The sequence below is a fragment of the Aquabacterium sp. genome, from assembly GCF_004297345.1.
In the GTDB taxonomy this organism is placed as follows: domain Bacteria; phylum Pseudomonadota; class Gammaproteobacteria; order Burkholderiales; family Burkholderiaceae_C; genus Aquabacterium.
This window is the reverse complement of sequence record NZ_SCTN01000074.1, coordinates 1-2840: the sequence shown is the minus strand read 5'-3', so window position 1 is coordinate 2840 and position 2840 is coordinate 1. Positions and strand designations below refer to the sequence as shown.

Annotated in this window: 4 protein-coding genes; all 4 read left to right on the top strand. The window is 60.5% G+C overall.

The window, feature by feature from the left end; all coding sequences use genetic code 11:
• Window positions 1-641 (top strand): alkaline phosphatase (locus tag EPO09_RS02215; protein WP_290639734.1); only part of this gene is annotated, 641 nt, incomplete at its 5' end.
• 27 nt (window positions 642-668) lie between these two features.
• A complete protein-coding gene (locus EPO09_RS02210) occupies window positions 669-1349 on the top strand; it encodes a PEP-CTERM sorting domain-containing protein (RefSeq protein WP_290639732.1) in 681 nt (226 codons plus the stop codon).
• 191 nt (window positions 1350-1540) lie between these two features.
• Window positions 1541-1957, top strand: coding sequence for a type II secretion system major pseudopilin GspG (gspG, locus tag EPO09_RS02205; RefSeq protein WP_290639730.1), 417 nt, complete (start codon window positions 1541-1543; stop codon window positions 1955-1957).
• A gap of 10 nt (window positions 1958-1967) precedes the next feature.
• A partial coding sequence (locus EPO09_RS02200) for a type II secretion system F family protein (RefSeq protein WP_290639728.1) occupies window positions 1968-2840 on the top strand: 873 nt, incomplete at its 3' end.

The following is a 2840-nucleotide window of genomic DNA, read 5'->3' as shown; positions in this document are numbered from 1 at the left end:
CGATCGACAAGCAGGCCCACTTGATGGACAGCGATCGCTGGATCCTGGAAACCATCGAGTTCGACCGCGCCATCCAGAAGGCCAAGGATTTCGCGACCGCCAATCCTGACACCATCGTGATCGTGACGGCTGACCATGAGTGCTCGGGCGCAGCCATCATCGGTGCCTCGACGGCTTCTGCTGCGACCCTGAACTCGATCGCATCGGGCACCACCCACACGACCGCCGCTCAGCGCGACGCCGTGGTCGGTACCTATGACTTGGCCAAGTTCCCCAAATACACTATTGCGGCTGATGGCTATCCTGTCACGACCGACATCGACGGCAAGATGCTGATCGGGTACGGTGCCAATGCCGATCGCTATGAAAGCTGGTTGACCAGCGCGCAGCCCACGCAGGATTCGCAGCAACCGTTCGTCGGTACGACGCCTTTGAACGGCTATCCGCTCAACCCCAATGTGCGCAACAGCAGCACCGGCTACCTGGTGACAGGCCAGGTGCCCGCTGACCAGGCCACGCACACGGCCACCGACATCCCCCTGTCGGCCTTTGGTCGCGGTGCTTCCTTGTTCACTGGCGTGTTTGACAACACCGACGTGTTTTTCAAGCTGAGCCAGATCGTCATCGGTGGCGCCAAGTAATTGGCTGCATCACACAGGAGTAGTTTCATGAGCAAGTTCTCAATGCGTGGTCTCATGGCAGCTGTGGCACTGGCTTCGGCCAGTGTGGCGGCCCACGCTGATATCGCGATCAACCAGACGCTGAACTTTGATTCGGTGTCTGATGGCACCTCGGCCAACGCCTATCTGGCCAGCCAGGGCTTGGGTGGCGTGATGTCCTTCGGCAACGGCGATGTGGTCGATGACGTGGATGCGTTCGGTGATCTGACTGGTACGCACCATTGGGTGGACGCTTCGGCCACCTATGGCGATGTGCTGGTGAGCAGCAGCAGTGCGGCCGTGTCGGGCAGCAATGTGCTGGCCAACGGCTTTGCCCCGATCCTCTTGCAGTTCGCTGCACCCGTGGACCTGGCCTCTTTCTCTGTTCAGTTGGACAACAACATTTGGAGCAACTTCTCCAACGTGCTGCAGTTCCTGGACAGCACAGGCCACGCCATTGCCGGCACGGATGTGCCCTACGGTGCACTGAATCAGCCGGGCTTCACCGTGGCCTCATCCGGTCCCGTCTACGGCGTGTCATCAGTGTTGTTGAGCTTTGGCAGCCGCAACTTCGACAACCTGCAGGTCACCACCATGGCTGCGGTGCCTGAGCCAGAGTCCTGCGTGTTGATGGCTGTCAGCCTGGCCACCCTGGGGCTGGTGACGCGTCGCCGTCAGCGTCAGGGCTGATTCACGCCTTACCCGATCTGAATGCCCACCTGGGTCGCCCGGGTGGGCATTTTTCATGTTGGCATCAGCCTGGCATGGGGTGAATGTGACAACTGTGCCGCGCCGTTGTCACAAAGCTGTCAGCACTAGCCCAATAGGATCATGCCCAGTTGCTTTGTCAAAGCCTGGTGAAGCTGGAAGGATCCTTGTACATGATTAAGCGTCAAGCCCAACAGGGCTTTACCTTGCTGGAACTGTTGGTCGTGCTGGTCATCATCGGCTTGCTGGCGGGCTATGTAGGCCCGCGCTTCTTCTCCCAGATTGGCAAGTCGGAAGTCAAAACCGCGATGGCCCAGATTGACGCCTTGGGCAAGGCCCTGGATCAATATCGATTGGATACCGGTCACTACCCGAGCAATGAGCAAGGCCTCAATGCCTTGTGGACCAAACCGGGTGACGAAACCCGCTGGTGGGGGCCCTATCTGCGCAAGGCGCCTCCCAATGACCCTTGGGGCAAGGCCTATCAATACAAGGCCCCTGGCGAGCATGGCGACTATGACCTGTTCTCCTTGGGCAAGGATGGGCGCGAGGGCGGCGATGGCGAAGACCAGGACATCACCAATTGGTGATGCGGTGATCATGCAGCGTTCGTCGTCTCTTCGTTCAACCTCGGCAAGCCAGCGCACTGTGCGCCCTGAGGCCTTCCCGCGCAGGCTTTTCTGTCAGGAACTGGCCGTCTTGCTGGATGCCGGCATTCCCTTGTACGAGGCCCTGATCACCTTGCATGAGAAGGAGGCGTCGGTGTCGGTGGCTCAGGTCATCGAGACACTGACCACTGCGCTGTCGCAAGGCAAAACGCTGTCACAAGCGATGCGCATGCAGCCTGCAGCTTTCAGCACCTTGTTGATTGCTTCCATCGAAGCCAGCCAGCGTACGGGCCAGACCGCACAGGCCTTGCGTCAGCATGCCGCCTATCTGGCCTGGCTGGATGGGCTGCGCAGCAAGTTGATCAGCGCTGCCATCTACCCGGCCATCCTGATTGGTGCCAGCACCCTGGTGATCGCCTTTTTGACTGTTTTTGTGGTGCCGCGTTTTGCGGAAATCTATGAGGACATGGGTGGCGATCTGCCCTGGATGTCTGCCTTGTTGCTGGACATCGGCCGGGGTGTGGGCGCCCACCCTGGTGTGGCTGTGATGGGCTTGCTGGGCATCGTGGCCGGTGTCTGGGCAACGTGGACATCGCCAGTGATGCGCGCAGCGGTCTCAGCCCAGTTGTGGCGCACGCCGGTGATCGGACCGCGCTTGCGCCTGATCGAGTTGGCGTCGCTCTACCGCACCTTGGGCCTGCTGTTGCAGGCTGGCGTGGCGGTGGTGCCTGCGCTGGAAGCTTCCAGCGAGCTGGTTGGCCCATCCTTGCGCGCCTCGCTGGCCCAAGCCACGCTGCGCGTGCGCGAGGGTGTGAGGCTGTCGGAAAGCCTGCATCAACATGATTTGAGCACGCCGGTGTCTTTA

Coding starts and splice junctions, on each gene's coding strand:
- gspG (WP_290639730.1), top strand. CDS start 1,541: ATGATTAAGCGTCAAGCCCAACAGGGCTTTACCTTGCTGGAACTGTTG.
- EPO09_RS02210 (WP_290639732.1), top strand. CDS start 669: ATGAGCAAGTTCTCAATGCGTGGTCTCATGGCAGCTGTGGCACTGGCT.